A 13,397-nucleotide genomic window follows, 5' to 3' on the forward strand; every position below is an offset into this window, starting at 1 on the left:
ATTTAAAAACAAATGCTATCTGTAAGCCAGTTGTCTATAGATTACGGCAGTAACCGTGTAGTAAGCGATTTAAATATATCGTTAGGTGAAAATGAAATTCTCATGCTAGTAGGCCCTACGGGCTGCGGTAAAAGTACAATATTGCAAGCACTTGCAGGGCTTATCCCCATTAGCGAGGGTGAAATAAACGTAGGCAAATGGCGCGCAACGCCAAAACGTAATGTGCCCCCTGAAAAACGCAGTGTTGGTATGGTGTTTCAAGATTTTGCATTGTTTCCTCATTTAACGGTTGAGCAAAACATTTGTTTTAGATTAAAAGACACCGCCATTGCCGATCATTGGATTAAACTACTTGGTCTAAATGATTTTAGAGCAAAAAAGCCAGCCACCCTCTCTGGTGGTCAAAAACAACGTGTAGCACTTGCTCGTACACTTGCTCACCAGCCAGATTTTGTGTTACTTGATGAACCCCTTTCTAACCTTGATGCCGCATTAAAAGATATGCTGCGCTGGGATATAAGAAACGCCCTAAAAGAAGCGGGAGTGCCTGCCGTGTGGGTTACTCACGACCAAGAAGAAGCGCTTTCGGTAGGTGACCGTGTAGGTGTATTACAAAACGGTAAAATACAGCAACTCGACAGCCCTGAACAATGCTTTAGCATGCCAAACAATCGCTTTGTAGCACGCTTTTTAGGTGAGGCAAGCTTTATTGCTGGGCAGTTTGAAAATGGCCAAGCAACCACTAGCATTGGCGTAGCACCAGGGCAAGGTATAGACTGCGACAGTGGCGATGTAGATGTGTTGCTTCGCCCTGACGATGTACAACTTATTCAAAACTTAAATCAACCTAACGGTGAAGTTGTTTGGGTACGTTTTGAAGGTGGCAGCCGTTTATGTGCGGTTAAATTAAGCTGTAATACGCTCGTTACTAGCCGTGTAAGCCACGAGGTTGTGGTTAATCCGGGTGACAGCGTTCATGTATCTATTGTTACTACTCACCCGCTGGCTGTGTATAAAAAACAATAATTAAACTATGAGGTAGCTATGCCTAAACAGGGCCCTAATCCAAATAACCCTGCCCCTGTTGAGGGCTTTCCTCTGGTTTGCTTTTTAAAAAACTTTACTACCTCGCCTAATATAGTGGTGGGTGATTATACCTATTACGACGATCCTGACGATCCTGACGATCCTGACGGCCCTGAAAACTTCGAAAAAAATGTCCTTTACCATTTCGATTTTATTGGGGATCGAGAGGGTCTGTTTATCTTTCTAGATTAAATTTGCAGTAGTGTGTTTGGTTTTTAGACAAGGCAGAGCCTATGTAGTGTGGTTATTTCACATAAATAGGCGATAACGCAGCATAAAGACCAAACACGCACTGCCCGAAGGGTTCTGCCTAGGGGCAATTAACTCTTTGTTGCCTACATGGATGTAGGTAAGGGGCGTGAGCAGGATGCGGAAGCTTTGCTCCGTTTTCACTTAGCCCACTAGGTCACAAACCTCGCGCCGCGATTAAATTGCCACTAGTTTGAACAAATTTTAATCCTGAAAGGTAAACAGACCCTTATTGGGAAGTTTTGCGCCATAGCTAAAAATGTGACCTTTATAATGAACGGCGCTAATCATCAAACCGCGGGGCTTTCTACCTATCCATTTTTTATATTTGGCAACGGCTGGGAAAATTCGGCCCCGCAGGCTGGCGAGTTACCCTTTAAAGGCAATACGGTTATCGGTCACGATGTATGGATTGGTTATGATGCAACCATAATGCCAGGGGTAAATATTGGCAGTGGCTCTATCATTGCAAGTAAATCGGTGGTTACCTGCGATGTAGCCCCTTATAGCGTGGTAGGTGGTAATCCGGCAAAAGTAATTAAGCCCAGGTTTGATAGCAACACAATAAGTACGTTATTAGATATAGCTTGGTGGGATTGGAGCAATGAAAAAATCACTGCTCATCTAGATGCCATTACTCAATGTGATTTAAGCGCTTTAATAAAGCTTAAATAACCCATAAGTAACACTCACCTACCACTCAAACATGTACGCCATTTTACTAATGGTTTTTAAAGGCACGTTATGCGTGTTGCGCTTAGCGTATAAATGCTGCATAGACTTGTCTTTTACTTCACCAACAATAACTTCTTTAACTTGATAACCAAGTGCATGTGCTGCTTGAGAGTACGCAATAAACTCCCATTTTTTTATATTGGTGTTATCAACAATTACAAGCGGAATATTTTGCGCTAAAGCATTTATAAAGCGCGCTAAATTTAAATTATGATATTGCGGTAGTTTAAATTTATCAAAGTGATACTCGCCCTGTTCATTGACAAAGTAGTCATCGGTTGAACATATTAAATACTGGCTTGTATCTACTCCACCAAGCTCATCGGCTAGGGTTTGTGCATAGTAAGACTTACCACTTCCTGGTAGCCCTCTTAAAATAAAAACTTGTTTCATAGCATCCATTTTTGGGTAATGGTAAATATTAAATAGTTAAAATTATGATGTGCTGATTTACCGGCTTAATTGTTACTTATTATTTCATCATTGTAAGCCATTAGAATAACGCTGAAGCAGTTAGCGCGCCCACTAGCTTACAAATTTTGCTCGGTGATTGAATAGCCTTAAGGTTGGCTAATTTCAATCCGTAGAGTCAACACGCAGTAATAATGCCACAAAATCACTAAATTTCAGAGCACCAAATAACAATAGTGGTAATTTAAAGCAAAAAACGCTTTAAAAGTAACCCACTTGCATAAAAACTTTTAAAGAGTTGCTCACAATAGTTTTTTTATTTTATTTAACTAGGTAAGATACACGGTTCAAGTTCAACGCACTAAATTTAACCGCTGCGTTGAGTAGTTAATATTATACAGTTAGGCAACTTATATCATTGGAGTGAAGATGAGCCATTTAGCGATTTCAGAGCTATTAAAAGGCAATGTTGCGGTAGACAGCCAAGTAACAGTAAAAGGCTGGATCCGTACACGCCGCGATTCAAAAGCAGGAATATCATTTTTAGCCGTTCATGACGGTTCGTGTTTTGATCCTATTCAAGCGGTAGTTCCTAATTCACTAAATAATTATGATGAAGTTACTAGCTTAACAGCCGGTTGTTCTGTGTCGGTTACTGGTGTGTTAGTGCAATCTGCAGGTAAAGGTCAGTCATTTGAAATTCAAGCTAATTCTGTCACAGTTTTAGGTTGGGTAGAAAACCCAGATTCATACCCTATGGCCGCTAAGCGCCACAGCATTGAGTATTTACGTGAGCACGCTCACCTTCGCCCACGTACAAACATGATAGGTGCAGTAACACGTGTGCGTAACTGTTTAGCACAAGCAATTCACCGTTTTTACCACGAGCAAGGCTTTTACTGGATCAGCACCCCAATCATCACAGCCAGTGACTGTGAAGGCGCAGGTGAAATGTTCCGCGTATCAACACTTGATATGCAAAACTTGCCACGCACTGATAAAGGCGACGTTGATTACAGCGAAGACTTTTTTGGTAAAGAAGCCTTTTTAACGGTATCTGGCCAGTTAAATGGTGAAACATACGCATCGGCTATGTCAAAAATTTACACCTTTGGCCCAACATTCCGTGCAGAAAACTCAAACACGTCTCGTCACTTGGCTGAGTTTTGGATGGTTGAACCTGAAGTAGCATTTGCTGATTTAGAAGATATTGCAAAACTTGCTGAAAACATGCTTAAGTACGTATTTAAAGCGGTACTTGAAGAGCGCCGTGACGATATGGAATTTTTTGCACAACGTATCGAAAAAACAGCGATTAGCCGTTTAGAAGAGTTTGTAGAAAAAGACTTCGCCCAAGTTGATTACACTGACGCCGTAGAAATACTTAAATCATGTGGTAAAAAGTTTGAGTACGCCGTTGAATGGGGTGTAGATTTACAATCTGAGCACGAGCGCTACTTAGCTGAAGAGCACTTTAAAGCACCGGTTGTTATTAAAAACTACCCGCGCGATATTAAAGCGTTTTACATGCGCCAAAACGAAGACGGTAAAACCGTTGCCGCTATGGACGTTGTAGCACCAGGCATTGGTGAAATTATTGGAGGTTCACAACGTGAAGAGCGCCTTGATGTGCTTGATGCGCGTTTAGGTGAAATGGGCTTAAACAAAGAAGATTACAGCTGGTACCGCGATTTACGTAAATACGGTAGCGTGCCACACTCTGGCTTTGGTTTAGGTTTTGAACGCCTAGTTGCTTATGTTACAGGTATGGGCAACGTACGTGATGTAATTGCCTTCCCTCGTACTAAAGGCAGCGCAACGTACTAATCAAATTAATTGATTTTAAAAGCCAGCTTTTTTGCTGGCTTTTTAATGCCTATTGTTTTTAATTATGGCTTTGTTAAATACTGTTTATAAATTAGAGATTTATAAATTTTGAACTATAGTTTTATAACGTATTCGTTATTTGGCTAATAGCATGATAAAAAACCTTATTTTAGCAGCCACCGTTCTGCTTTCATCCTCTAACATTGCAACATCAGTTTCTGATATCGCCCCCGATCACAAGCCTTTACTTATTGGCGGCTCTTCTTCGGTCTCGCACCTTTTGCATTTATTAAAGCCCAACTATGAAGAGCAAACTAATACGGCCATGCAAGTCCGCTCTATGGGCAGTACTAAAGGCATTAAAGCCATAGCACAAAACATTATTGATATTGGTACAGCATCACGCTATTTAACCAATGCAGAGCAAGAGCAATACCCTCATGTACGTCAAATTGTTATTGCGCAAGATGCGCTGGTATTTTTTACTAACAAAAAAAATAACATTGATTCGCTAAGCGTAGAGCAGCTCAGCGACATTTATGCGGGCAAATATAAAACGTGGCAAGAAGTTAACCCAAATTACAAACCAGAGACACAAAGAGATAATAAAATTCTCCTGTTTAGTAAGGCCTATAACCATGGCACCTTTGATATTTTATTAGAGTTTTTAAACCTATCTTTTATGCGGGTTCCAAATGGTAATACAATTAAACTAAAGCAGGCAGGTAACCACGGTTTATTTCCTAAAATGGAAGTACAAATGTATGACGAATTTAACCAAGCCCTTGGTATAGTACAACGCATGCCTAACGCCATTGCTTTTGACTCTTACGGTGCAGTCTCGCAGCTGCTTGGCTCTAAAAAAATAAATAAAAATAAATTTACTCGGTATCAATGGCGTTAACGTTTCAGATGAAACTATTAAAAATGGTGAATATACGTTTGTTCGCCCCCTAATTTTATTGGTAAATAGCCAATCGAGCCGCTCTGTAGAACAAATAGAGGTGTTGCTCAATTTATTAAAAGATAAGCGTGTTTTAGATACTTTGTCAGCGCATCATTATTCTATGCTTGAGGTGGAATAAAAAAAGCCGCAGGAACCTAAGTTCACCGCGGCTTTACAACCAGAATATGTTTATAGCGCGTTTTCAAGTTGCGGTAATACCTCAAATAAATCAGCAACCAGGCCGTAATCTGCCACCTGAAATATAGGTGCGTCTGGGTCTTTATTAATCGCTACAATAACTTTTGAGTCTTTCATACCTGCTAAATGTTGAATAGCACCACTTATGCCCACGGCAATATACAGATTAGGCGCCACGATTTTACCCGTTTGCCCTACTTGCATATCGTTAGGTACAAAGCCTGCATCAACGGCAGCACGCGAAGCACCAATCGCAGCGCCTAACTTGTCAGCAATACCGTTTAATAAAGTAAAGTTTTCACCATTTTGCATGCCACGACCACCTGATATAACTACCTCTGCTGCAGTTAGCTCAGGACGCTCTGACTCAGTTTGTTCAACACTTACAAAGTCACTTAATTGAGTATCACTTAGCGTATCTAATGCATTTATGCTTGCAGGTGATTGTTGGCTTTGTAAGTCAAAACTACTCGCTCGTACGGTGATCACTTTTTTACTATCAAGCGATTTAACCGTGGCAATTGCATTACCGGCGTAAATGGGGCGTTTAAATGTATCGCTATCTATTACTTCTATTATTTCTGACACTTGCGCGACATCTAAAAGCGCTGCAACTCGAGGCATAAAGTTTTTACCTGTGGTGGTTGCACTGGCAACAATATGCGTATAATTATCGGCAATAGCTAAAACAAGCTCGGCCATATTTTCAGCTAACTGATGCTGATAAAGTGCATTATCGGCAGTGAGTACAGTTGTTACACCTTCAATACCGGCAACCTGTTCGCTCATTGCACCTATATTTAAGCCCGCAATAAGTACATCTATATCAAAGCCTAATTTACTTGCCGCATTGATTGTTTTTGAGGTTTCTGGTTTTAGTGCACCGTTATCGTGCTCTGCAATTACAAGTGTTTTCATTTAAATCACCTTTGCCTCTGTTTTAAGTTTCTCTACCAGTTGGGCTACATCTTCAACAATAATACCGCCACTGCGCTTAGCCGGCTCTTCTACTTTTATTAACTGTACGCGGGGTGTTAAATCAACACCTAACGAATCTGCTGCTATAACATCGAGTGGTTTACGCTTTGCTTTCATTATATTTGGCAGCGATGCATAGCGAGGCTCGTTTAAGCGTAAATCGGTAGTTACAATAGCGGGCAGTTTAAGTGCAACAGTTTGTAAGCCACCATCTACCTCACGAGTTACATTCACTGTGTTACCGTTTATATCCACCTTAGAGGCAAACGTACCTTGGCCGCGCTTAGTTAAAGCCGCAAGCATTTGGCCTGTTTGGTTGTTGTCTGAGTCAATAGATTGCTTGCCTAAAATAACTAGTTCTGGGGCTTCTTGCTCAACTAATTTTGCTAATAATTTAGCAATGTGCAGCGATTCTAGTTTTTCATCGGTTTCGATGTGAATGGCTTTATCTGCACCTAATGCAAGTGCGGTGCGTAGCTGCTCTTGCGCTGCTTTTGCACCAATTGTTACCGCTATAACCTCTGTTGCTGTGCCCGCTTCTTTTAATCGAATGGCCTCTTCTATCGCAATTTCACAAAATGGGTTCATTGCCATTTTTACATTTGCTAAGTCAACGTCGCTGTTATCAGCCTTTACGCGTGCTTTAACGTTGTAATCGATCACTCTTTTTATTGGAACGAGAACTTTCATAGGAACTCCATCTATATTTAAACCTACAAGCTAACGTGTACGTCAACCTATTTATTTTATGAATTCAGACTACTTCCTGTTGACGTAAACGTCAACCTAAAATAACCTTAAAGTATTCACAGCCTGTAACATTTAATGTGCAAGTATTAAAAAGGCTGCATTGCTTATCTAATTTAGCTAAGCCCGTCATTGATTAAGAGGTTATTATGGTCGAACGTGAAACCATGGAATTTGATGTAGTTATTGTAGGTGCCGGCCCAGCGGGCCTTGCCAGTGCAATTAAACTCGCACAGCTAGCGCAAGAAAAACAACAAGAACAAACTATCTGTGTAGTAGAAAAAGGCTCCGAGGTAGGCGCGCATATTCTTTCAGGTGCGGTATTTGAAACCAAAGCCTTAGATGAGCTTTTGCCTAACTGGCAAGAGCTTGGCGCTCCTGTCACTACACAAGTGACACAGGATGAAATTTATTGGTTTAATAACAGCGAAAAAGCCACTGCTCTCCCTCGCTTTGCTACCCCTAAAACATTTCATAATGAAGGTAATTACATTGTTTCTATGGGCAATGTGTGCCGATGGCTTGCCGAGCAAGCTGAAAATTTAGGCGTTGAAATATTCCCAGGCTTTAGCGCTCACTCTTTAATTATTGAGCAAGACACCGTTAAAGGCATTATTACAGGCGATATGGGCGTTGATAAAGACGGCAATGAAAAAGATGGTTATATGCCAGGTATGGAACTTCGCGCTAAATACACTGTATTTGCTGAGGGGTGTCGCGGCCATTTAGGTAAGCAACTTATCAACGAGTTTGCGCTTGATAAAGATGTGTCACCACAGCACTATGGCTTGGGCTTTAAAGAGATTTGGCAAATAGATGCCAGTAAACACCAGCAAGGTAAAGTAGTGCATGGTACAGGCTGGCCGCTAAATGGCGATACCAATGGCGGCTCTTTTATGTATCACTGCGATAACAATCAAGTGGTTGTAGGGTTAATTGTTGATTTAAATTATTCTAACCCGCATTTAAGCCCGTTTGATGAGTTTCAGCGAATGAAACACCACCCTGTTTTTAAGCAAACCCTTGAAGGGGGTGAACGCATTGCCTATGGCGCCCGTGCAATTGCAAAAGGCGGCCTTCACTCACTGCCTAAAATGCATTTTGCTGGTGGCTTATTAATAGGTTGCGATGCCGGTACACTCAATTTTGCCAAAATTAAAGGTAACCATACCGCAATGAAATCAGGCATGGTGGCGGCAGACGTTATTTTTAAAGCGCTTCAAAATGGCCAAGCTAATACTGATTTAGCTGATTATAACAACGCGTTTGAAAATTCTTGGGCTTATAAAGAGCTTTACCAATCGCGTAATTTTGGCCCCGCTATGCATGCATTAGGTAAGTTTGCTGGGGGTGCGTATAATACCCTTGATCAAAACATCTTCAATGGTGCACTGCCTTTTACCTTTAAAGACAACACGCCCGATTACGATACGCTAAAAGATGCAGCTAACAGCCCTCACATTGACTACCCTAAGCCTGATGGCCTACTTAGCTTTGATAAACTCTCTAGCGTGTTTTTATCTAATACTAACCATGAAGAGTCGCAGCCTTGCCATTTAAAGCTTAAAGATCCCGCCATTCCTATTGCGGTTAATTTAGTAAAGTTTGACGAACCCGCACAGCGCTATTGCCCTGCAGGGGTATACGAAGTGCAACAAATTGAAGGTGAAGATCAGTTTGTGATTAATGCTCAAAACTGTGTGCATTGTAAAACTTGCGACATAAAAGACCCAAGCCAAAACATTACGTGGGTAACACCCGAAGGTGCTGGCGGGCCAAACTACCCTAATATGTAACTATTTTATGCACAAAGGTGCATTAAAAACCTATCTTTTACATATAAATTATAAACCTATCCTAAATTGCAGGGGCTTCGGCCCCTTTTTTACGGTATGCTCATAGATAAGTTTCATAAAGTGAGTATTTAATATGCCGTCGTCAAATGTTGTATTTCGTTTTTTAGCAGAGCCTACCGATGTAAATTTTGGTGGGAAGGTTCATGGTGGTGTGGTCATGAAATGGATTGACCAAGCGGGTTATGCCTGCGCTGCAGGTTGGAGCGGCCATTATTGTGTTACTGTTTCTGTTGCTGGGGTTAAATTTAGACGCCCTATTTTGGTTGGCCAAATTGTCGAAGTTGAAGCAAAAATTGCGCATACAGGGTCAACAAGTATGCAGATATTTATTCAGGTACGGTGTGGCGATCCTAAAACTCAAAACATGGTAGAAACAAACCACTGTGTTATTAGCTTTGTAGCAATGGACGAAACAGGTTACCCGGTAGAGGTTCCTGCTTTTAAAGCACAAACAGAAGAAGATATTAAATTGGAAAACTACGCTATTAAAATGAAACAAATTGCAATTGAGACAGAAAATTTGCTTCATAAAGTATAAAAGTACAATGTAAAATTCACATAGACCGTGTAAAAGGTACAATTTTTACTTAGAAAACAAAAAACTAAAAAAGTTCGCCCTGCTTATAAAAAATACAAAATAGCCGTAAAAATGCCGTATAAGTCGTTTTTACGGCTATTTTGTAACCACAGGCTATTGTTGGCATGCTCACTGCAAATAACTAATTGTCGTTTGATAAGTTAAATCAAACATTTATTATTTTTTTAAAGGAGCTATACAATGATTAAAACACTTTCTCTTTCTGCAATTGCTTTAGCAACACTGGGTTTTAACTCTGCAGCACACGCTGACATTACGGATTTTGATTCTCCTCGCATTTATACAGGTGTTGGTTATGGCCAATACTCATTTGAATTTGAAGACAGCGAAAACGACACTGAATTTGATGACGATGCACAAATGCTAAAAGGTTACATTGGTACACAATTTAACGAGCACTTTAGCGTTGAGTTAGCTTATCAAAACTTTGATGAAGTGAGCGACATCGACAGCAAAGCAGAAGTTGATGGTGTGTCATTAGCAGCTATTTTAGCGGCTCCGCTTTCTGAAAGCTTTTCAGTATATGCTAAAGGTGGTTGGTTTGAATGGGATGCAGATGTAGAGCAAGAGCTTCCTGTTGGTAGCATTTCAGCATCACAAGACGGCGGCGATGTGTTTTACGGCGCAGGTATTCAATACGCATTTTCTAACAATGTTCAAATGCGCTTAGAGTACGAACGCTACGAACTAGATGATGAAATTGACCCTGAAATGGATGTTGCATCAGTATCAATACAATATATGTTTTAATTAGCATTTAAAACACTTAAGGGTGAGCCATGTGCTCACCTTTTTGTTGCTTATACATAATACCCATCCGCAATAATAGTTAATTATTTTGCGGCGCTAAACGTGTCGCTCCAGCCTCAAAATAGCTCCACTTAATTTAGCAAATTGGAATAAACACTAATCGCTATATTTTAAACCGCTTAGTCCAATACCCAATTAAACCAGCTAGTCTAAAATATATCGCATTAACTGTACTGCTATAAATACTAAATAGAGGTAGAATAGCGCCCTATTTTTTAGTTAACTGAGCATTATGAGCGATTATAGCATTTCGGCTGTTGGCCACATTCAATCCCCTTATAAACAAAAGTTTGCAATACCTAGGCAGCCACGTTTAGTGCCTCAAGCTAAAGCCAAACTTATTTTTACTGCTGAGTTTAATCGTGAAGAATTTGTCCGTGGTATTGAAGAGTTTAGCCATATTTGGCTGTTGTTTAGGTTTCATGAAACCGCCGATAAAGGCTATTCAGCTATGGTGCGCCCACCACGTTTAGGCGGTAATGAGCGCAAAGGCGTTTTTGCAACGCGCGCCACATTTAGACCCAATGCCATTGGGATGAGCGCTGTAAAACTTGAAGGTGTTGAGTATAAAAACGGCCAACTTAGTTTACTGCTTGCTGGTATAGATTTACTCGATGGCACGCCTATTGTGGATATAAAGCCTTACTTACCGTATTCAGATGCAATGCATGACGCCAGTGCCGGTTTTGCCGATACCCGACCAGAAACACAAATGAGCGTCGCGTTTTCACCCGAGGCTATTGATTTTATTGCCAAGCAAACACACTATCCTGAGCTTGAAGATTTTATTACTAATGTATTAAAACAAGACCCACGCCCTGCCTATAAAAAACAAAAACAAGGCGAGCAAAGTTATGGTATGACTCTGTATAATTATAATATACGCTGGCAGGTTAACGGCGAGCATAACTTAGTAACAAGTATAGAAAATAACTAAAAAGTGCAGTTAGCGCTTTAGTGTAAAAGCAAGCGCTGGTAAACTTAGCGCCCTATTAAAAAGAACATATTACTTAATTTCGGAAAAATCATGCGTACCAGTCAATATATACTCGCAACACTTAAAGAAACGCCATCAGATGCTGAAATTGTTTCGCATCAATTAATGCTTAGAGCCGGTATGATCCGTCGCGTCGCTTCGGGTTTATATACATGGTTACCCTCTGGTTTACGCGTGCTTCGTAAAGTAGAAAATATTGTTCGTGAAGAAATGGATAAAGCAGGCGCAATAGAAATGTTGATGCCGGTTATTCAACCTGCTGATTTATGGCAAGAGTCTGGCCGTTGGGAGCAATTTGGTCCTGAACTTGTTCGCTTTAATGACCGCCATAACCGTGAGTTTGCGCTAGGTCCTACGCATGAAGAAGTAATTACAGATTTTGTTCGTAAAGAGATTAGCAGCTATAAACAACTGCCTGTTACTTTGTACCAAGTACAAACTAAAGTGCGCGATGAAAGACGCCCACGCTTTGGTGTAATGCGTGCACGTGAATTTACGATGAAAGATGCGTATTCATTTCATTTAAGTGAAGCGTGTTTAGATGCCACATATAAAGTAATGCACAAAGCGTACTGTAATATTTTTGAACGCTTAAACCTAGAATACCGCCCTGTGCTTGCTGATACAGGCTCTATTGGTGGTAGCTTATCGCATGAATTTCATGTACTTGCTGAATCAGGTGAAGACGCAATTGCCTTTAGTGATGCAAGCGATTATGCAGCTAACATCGAAAAAGCAGAAGCGTTAGCTCCAACTCAAAGTCGTCCTGAGCCATCTAAAGAGCTTAAAGCGTTTCCTACACCAGATGCTAAAACAATTAGCGAGCTTAAAAAGCACTACGGCGTTAAACCACACCGCGGCGTTAAAACATTAATTGTGTACGGTACGCCTGATGAAAATGAACAACGTGGTTTAGTTGCGCTTGTACTACGTGGCGATCACGAGTTAAACGAATTAAAGGCTGAAAAGCACCCACTTGTAGACTCTCCACTTGAAATGGCCACTGAGGCTGACATTGTTGCGGCTATTGGTGCAAAGCCAGGTTCACTTGGCCCAGTGGGTTTATCAATGCCAATTATGGTAGACAGAACCGCTAATGTAATGGCAGATTTTGTTGCCGGTGCTAATAAAGATGACGAGCACTTTAGCGGAATTAACTGGGATCGCGATGTTAAAGAATATCAAGTTGCTGATATTCGTAACATTGTTGAAGGCGATCCGAGCCCGTGTGGACAAGGTACTTTACAAATTAAACGCGGTATTGAAGTTGGTCATATTTTCCAACTTGGTACTAAGTACTCAGAAGCCATGAAAGCAGGCGTACTGAGCGAGTCGGGTAAAAACCAAGTAATGACTATGGGTTGTTACGGTATTGGTGTTTCGCGCATTGTGGCAGCGGCTATTGAGCAAAATAATGATGATTACGGTATTATTTGGCCACAATCTATTGCCCCATTTGATTTAGCTATTGTGCCAATGAACATGCATAAGTCGCATCGTATTCCTGATATTGCTAATAATCTATACCAAGGTTTAAAAGATGCAGGCCTAGATGTTTTATTTGATGACCGTAAAGAGCGCCCTGGCGTTATGTTTAACGACATGGAATTAATGGGTGTACCTTATACTTTAGTGATTGGTGAGCGTAATCTTGATGAAAATAAGGTTGAGCTTAAAAATCGCCGCACCGGTGAAAAGTTAATGGTTGATTTAGACACCGCAATTGAGACTATTAAAGCGGCTGTTAAAGGTTAATAACACCTACGCTTAAAACAAACTTATAAGGCCGCATTTAAACATGCGGCCTTTTTTATGCGCGTTTAATGGTAATGTATAAAACTGCTCACCTAATCTCCTTCCCAGCCAATAAACTTTAATTAGCTGGCTTGATATAAATTGTCATGCAGGCTTCGCTAAAGTGTCTCATAAGTGTCATTAGATTTATCTACAGTGTTTAAT

The 13,397-nt window shown here is 40.7% G+C and carries 11 protein-coding genes and 2 pseudogenes; 10 read left to right on the top strand and 3 right to left on the bottom strand.

Features of this window, described 5'->3' with window-relative positions:
• The first annotated feature begins 12 nt into the window (after window positions 1–12).
• The 3 genes and pseudogenes from VOI46_RS08260 to VOI46_RS08270 form a co-directional block, all read left to right on the top strand.
• Window positions 13–1,026, top strand: coding sequence for an ABC transporter ATP-binding protein (locus VOI46_RS08260; RefSeq protein ID WP_004586644.1), 1,014 nt, complete (start codon window positions 13–15; stop codon window positions 1,024–1,026).
• Window positions 1,027–1,044: 18 nt separating this feature from the next.
• Window positions 1,045–1,251, top strand: a pseudogene (locus VOI46_RS08265) (chloramphenicol acetyltransferase); the annotation flags it as partial.
• Window positions 1,252–1,563: 312 nt separating this feature from the next.
• A pseudogene (locus tag VOI46_RS08270) lies at window positions 1,564–2,010 on the top strand (CatB-related O-acetyltransferase); the annotation flags it as partial.
• An 18-nt stretch (window positions 2,011–2,028) separates the two neighbouring features.
• Here the strand turns inward: VOI46_RS08270 and VOI46_RS08275 are convergent.
• A complete protein-coding gene (locus VOI46_RS08275; RefSeq protein ID WP_004586647.1) occupies window positions 2,029–2,463 on the bottom strand; it encodes an ATP-binding protein in 435 nt (144 codons plus the stop codon).
• Window positions 2,464–2,910: 447 nt separating this feature from the next.
• Between VOI46_RS08275 and asnS the strand changes: the two genes are divergently transcribed.
• Together asnS and VOI46_RS08285 are read left to right on the top strand one after the other, a co-directional pair.
• Entirely contained in the window at window positions 2,911–4,308 is a 1,398-nt protein-coding gene (gene asnS / locus VOI46_RS08280) for an asparagine--tRNA ligase (protein WP_004586648.1), read from the top strand.
• Window positions 4,309–4,459: 151 nt separating this feature from the next.
• Window positions 4,460–5,212, top strand: coding sequence for a substrate-binding domain-containing protein (locus VOI46_RS08285; protein WP_004586649.1), 753 nt, complete (start codon window positions 4,460–4,462; stop codon window positions 5,210–5,212).
• 231 nt (window positions 5,213–5,443) lie between these two features.
• Here VOI46_RS08285 and VOI46_RS08290 read toward each other — a convergent pair whose 3' ends face one another.
• Both VOI46_RS08290 and VOI46_RS08295 read right to left on the bottom strand, forming a co-directional pair.
• On the bottom strand, window positions 5,444–6,370 hold the full coding sequence (locus tag VOI46_RS08290) for an FAD-binding protein (protein ID WP_004586650.1): 927 nt from the start codon (window positions 6,368–6,370) through the stop codon (window positions 5,444–5,446).
• Window positions 6,371–7,120 (bottom strand): electron transfer flavoprotein subunit beta/FixA family protein, encoded by a 750-nt coding sequence (locus tag VOI46_RS08295; protein ID WP_004586651.1) that lies wholly within the window; start codon window positions 7,118–7,120, stop codon window positions 6,371–6,373. It lies immediately after the preceding gene.
• Window positions 7,121–7,326: 206 nt separating this feature from the next.
• Here VOI46_RS08295 and VOI46_RS08300 point away from each other — a divergent pair, with 206 nt between their 5' ends.
• The 5 genes from VOI46_RS08300 to VOI46_RS08320 all read left to right on the top strand — a co-directional run bounded on the left by VOI46_RS08300 (window position 7,327) and on the right by VOI46_RS08320 (window position 13,193).
• Window positions 7,327–8,973: an electron transfer flavoprotein-ubiquinone oxidoreductase gene (locus VOI46_RS08300; protein ID WP_004586652.1), complete on the top strand. Its 1,647-nt coding sequence runs from the start codon at window positions 7,327–7,329 to the stop codon at window positions 8,971–8,973.
• Window positions 8,974–9,106: 133 nt separating this feature from the next.
• Entirely contained in the window at window positions 9,107–9,571 is a 465-nt protein-coding gene (locus tag VOI46_RS08305; protein ID WP_004586653.1) for an acyl-CoA thioesterase, read from the top strand.
• A gap of 240 nt (window positions 9,572–9,811) precedes the next feature.
• Entirely contained in the window at window positions 9,812–10,381 is a 570-nt protein-coding gene (locus VOI46_RS08310; protein WP_004586654.1) for an outer membrane beta-barrel protein, read from the top strand.
• A 292-nt stretch (window positions 10,382–10,673) separates the two neighbouring features.
• Window positions 10,674–11,378 (top strand): tRNA (N6-threonylcarbamoyladenosine(37)-N6)-methyltransferase TrmO, encoded by a 705-nt coding sequence (gene tsaA / locus VOI46_RS08315; protein ID WP_004586655.1) that lies wholly within the window; start codon window positions 10,674–10,676, stop codon window positions 11,376–11,378.
• A 90-nt stretch (window positions 11,379–11,468) separates the two neighbouring features.
• The gene (locus VOI46_RS08320; protein ID WP_282337591.1) at window positions 11,469–13,193 is read left to right on the top strand and encodes a proline--tRNA ligase; all 1,725 of its coding nucleotides are present in this window, start codon (window positions 11,469–11,471) and stop codon (window positions 13,191–13,193) included.
• Window positions 13,194–13,397: the final 204 nt, after the last annotated feature.

The sequence above is a fragment of the Pseudoalteromonas sp. CuT4-3 genome (genome assembly GCF_035666335.1).
Lineage (GTDB): Bacteria > Pseudomonadota > Gammaproteobacteria > Enterobacterales > Alteromonadaceae > Pseudoalteromonas > Pseudoalteromonas atlantica.

What these genes read in the sequence shown, in the direction of transcription:
- VOI46_RS08290 (WP_004586650.1), bottom strand. Translation starts at nt 6,370, where the DNA reads ATGAAAACACTTGTAATTGCAGAGCACGATAACGGTGCACTAAAACCA.
- asnS (WP_004586648.1), top strand. Translation starts at nt 2,911, where the DNA reads ATGAGCCATTTAGCGATTTCAGAGCTATTAAAAGGCAATGTTGCGGTA.
- VOI46_RS08305 (WP_004586653.1), top strand. Translation starts at nt 9,107, where the DNA reads ATGCCGTCGTCAAATGTTGTATTTCGTTTTTTAGCAGAGCCTACCGAT.
- tsaA (WP_004586655.1), top strand. Translation starts at nt 10,674, where the DNA reads ATGAGCGATTATAGCATTTCGGCTGTTGGCCACATTCAATCCCCTTAT.
- VOI46_RS08295 (WP_004586651.1), bottom strand. Translation starts at nt 7,120, where the DNA reads ATGAAAGTTCTCGTTCCAATAAAAAGAGTGATCGATTACAACGTTAAA.
- VOI46_RS08275 (WP_004586647.1), bottom strand. Translation starts at nt 2,463, where the DNA reads ATGAAACAAGTTTTTATTTTAAGAGGGCTACCAGGAAGTGGTAAGTCT.
- VOI46_RS08320 (WP_282337591.1), top strand. Translation starts at nt 11,469, where the DNA reads ATGCGTACCAGTCAATATATACTCGCAACACTTAAAGAAACGCCATCA.
- VOI46_RS08260 (WP_004586644.1), top strand. Translation starts at nt 13, where the DNA reads ATGCTATCTGTAAGCCAGTTGTCTATAGATTACGGCAGTAACCGTGTA.
- VOI46_RS08285 (WP_004586649.1), top strand. Translation starts at nt 4,460, where the DNA reads ATGATAAAAAACCTTATTTTAGCAGCCACCGTTCTGCTTTCATCCTCT.
- VOI46_RS08300 (WP_004586652.1), top strand. Translation starts at nt 7,327, where the DNA reads ATGGTCGAACGTGAAACCATGGAATTTGATGTAGTTATTGTAGGTGCC.
- VOI46_RS08310 (WP_004586654.1), top strand. Translation starts at nt 9,812, where the DNA reads ATGATTAAAACACTTTCTCTTTCTGCAATTGCTTTAGCAACACTGGGT.